The 2,439-nt window shown below is 68.7% G+C and carries 2 protein-coding genes; both read right to left on the bottom strand.

What is annotated here, in order from left to right:
* Positions 1-30: 30 nt before the first annotated feature.
* Positions 31-1,410 (bottom strand): 8-oxoguanine deaminase, encoded by a 1,380-nt coding sequence (locus tag ACFW2E_RS45280; protein ID WP_384477582.1) that lies wholly within the window; start codon positions 1,408-1,410, stop codon positions 31-33.
* Positions 1,411-1,517: 107 nt separating this feature from the next.
* Positions 1,518-2,439, bottom strand: a 922-nt coding sequence (pucL, locus tag ACFW2E_RS45275; RefSeq protein ID WP_384477579.1) for a factor-independent urate hydroxylase, incomplete at its 5' end; no start/stop codon positions are given.

The following is a 2,439-nucleotide window of genomic DNA, read 5'->3' as shown; positions in this document are numbered from 1 at the left end:
CGTCCCTCCCGACCGGAGTCCTTCGACGGATCAGCTCTGGGCGGCGATCCGTGCGAGGCGCCGGGCCTCTTCCCGCGTGGAGCGGGCGATGGCGTCCTCGTCCACGTGCAGCAGCCGGCCGTTCTCGACGATCTGACGGCCGTTCACGAACGAGGCCGTGACCGGTGCCGCCGCCCCGAGGACCAGTGCGGTCACCGGGTCGGCGATGGAGGCGTGGGCGAGCGTGTCCAGCTTCCAGAGCACCAGGTCGGCGAGCTTGCCGGGCTCCAGGGAACCGATCTCGGCCGCGCGGCCCAGCACCTGGGCGCCGCCGAACGTGCCGAGGCGCAGCGACTGGCGGGCGTTCAGGGCGGCCTCGCGATGAGGGCCGAGGCGGTTGATCAGGAGGGCGTTGCGCAGTTCCGTGTGGAGTTCGCCGGACTCGTTCGACGCGGTTCCGTCGACGCCGAGGCCGACCGGGACGCCCGCCGCCAGCATGTCGGTGACGCGGGCGATGCCGGCCGCCAGCCGGGCGTTGGACGAGGGGCAGTGGGCGACACCCGTCCTCGTGCGCGCGAAGGCGGCGATGTCGGAGTCGTTCATGTGGACGCAGTGCGCCATCCACACGTCCTCGCCGAGCCAGCCGGCGGACTCGAAGTAGTCGGTCGGGCCCATGCCGAACAGCTCGTGGCAGAACTTCTCCTCCTCCACGGTCTCCGAGCCGTGGGTGTGCAGACGCACCCCGAGGCTGCGGGCCAGCTCGGCGCCCTGCCGCAGGAGTTCGGTGGAGACGGAGAAGGGTGAGCAGGGGGCGACGGCGACCTGGGTCATGGCGTCGAAGGAGGCGTCGTGGTGCCGCTTGACGGTCTCCTCGGTCGCGGCCAGGGCACCCTCCAGCGTCTCGACGGCGAAGTCCGGGGGCAGGCCGCCGTCCTTCTGGCTGCGGTCCATGGAGCCGCGGGCGAGGGTGAAGCGGACGCCCATCTCCCGGGCCGCGCCGATGATCGCGCCGGAGAGGTCTCCGGAGCCCTCGGGGTAGACGTAGTGGTGGTCCATGGCGGTGGTGACGCCGCCGCGGGCCATCATCGCGAGGGAACCCTCGGCGGCCGCGCGGACCATCGGCTCGTCGATGCGCGCCCAGGTCGGGTAGAGCGCGACCAGCCAGTTGAAGAGGTTGTGGTCGGTGGCCAGGCCCCGGGTGATCCACTGGTAGAAGTGGTGGTGGGTGTTGACCAGCCCGGGGGTGACCAGGTGCCCGGTGGCGTCGATGCGGCGGTCGACGTTCTCCAGGCCTTCGGGGGCCCTGCCCGCGCCGAGCGACTCGATGCGGTTGCCGGCGATGACGACGTGACCGCTCTCGTACTCGGTGTCCTCGGCGTCCACGGTCGCGATCGAACAGTTCTCGATGACGATGCGCCGGTCTGCTGCCATGGTGCGTCCTTTGCGCTGATGTGGAGAGGGCACGGCAGGACCCTGGGAGATTTGAGTGCCGTGGCCGGGAGGCCCGCTCCCGCCCACGGGTGCCGAATCTGCGGTGGTCAGAGGTTGGTGAGGTCCTCGGGGATGCGCGCCTCGCAGCCGTCCCGCAGGATGGTGGCCTCGATCAGGCCGTACGGGCGGTCGGCGGCGAAGTAGACCTCGTTGTCGTTCTTCAGCCCGAAGGGCTCGAGGTCCACCAGGAAGTGGTGCTTGTTCGGGAGTGAGAAGCGGACCTCGTCGATCTCGCTGCGGCTGTTGATGATGCGCGCGCCCATCTGGTACAGCGTCTGCTGCAGGGAGAGGGAATAGGTCTCGGCGAAGGCCTGGAGCATGTGCTTCTTCGTCTGCTCGTAGGACTTCTCCCAGTTGGGCATCTTCTGCTCGTCGTCGGTCCAGTTGAACCGCCAGCGGCCGGCCACCTGGGTCGCGAGGATGCGGTCGTACGCCTCCGGGAGCGTCGTGTACTTGTCCTTGACGTAGCCCCAGAACTCGGAGTTCGTCGAGTTCATCACGACCAGGTCCTTCAGGCCGGAGACGACCTCCCACGACGAGCCGTCGTAGGTGATCTGGGTCAGCCGGGTCTCCTGGCCCTTGCGGACGAAGGAGTGCTTCACCTCGTCCGCGCCGATGAACCGGGAGTTGGCGTCGGAGGCCTCGATCCGCTCCCAGGCGTACTCTTCGATGCGGATGCGGGCTCGATGGATCGGCTCCTGGCTGGTCACGAAGTGACGGGCGAGGTGGATGCCGAACTGCTCGGCGGACTCGATGCCGTACTCCTTGGCGAACGCGTACACCGTGTTCTTGGTGGTGTCCGTCGGCAGGACGTTGGCGTTCGATCCGGAGTAGTGGACCTCGTCCATGTCGCCGGAGAGCGCGACGGAGACGTTCAGGTCCTTAATGTGGTGGGTGGCGCCGTCCCGCGTGATCTTCACGACCCGGTTCTCGGCCTTGCCGTACTGGTTCTGTCCCAGCATCACTGGG

Origin of the sequence: Streptomyces sp. NPDC058964 (assembly GCF_042741275.1) — a bacterium.
GTDB lineage: Bacteria > Actinomycetota > Actinomycetes > Streptomycetales > Streptomycetaceae > Streptomyces.
The sequence above is the reverse complement of the archived record's forward strand: the minus strand, read 5'-3'. Positions and strand labels throughout refer to the sequence as shown.